Here is a 287-nt window from a genome sequence, read left to right on the forward strand (position 1 = left end):
TGGTTACTTTCACGGTATAATTTCCGGCTACGGTAGGCGTGTAGACGTTTTGTGTAGCTCCGGGAATCGGGTTTCCGTTCAGATACCACTGATAAGTTTCATAGCTGTCGTCCACTTCAAGGATAATCCCCGGAATACAGTCTCCTGTCTGTTTTGCAATTAAAGGAATTGAAGAGAATCCTGCAAAATACCCACCGTAACCTGCGGTACTGTATCCTCCGTTTACTCCGGCTGTTACAGCTTTTGTTGAGGTTACCGTCACATTTCCTGTAGGGTTATCAATAGCA

1 pseudogene is annotated in these 287 nt (G+C 45.3%); it reads right to left on the reverse strand.

Annotation, left to right across the window (positions count from 1 at the left end):
- A pseudogene (locus WFK35_RS23340) lies at positions 1 to 287 on the reverse strand (DUF11 domain-containing protein); the annotation flags it as partial.

Origin of the sequence: Chryseobacterium sp. VD8, from assembly GCF_037149975.1 — a bacterium.
Classification (GTDB): domain Bacteria; phylum Bacteroidota; class Bacteroidia; order Flavobacteriales; family Weeksellaceae; genus Chryseobacterium; species Chryseobacterium indicum.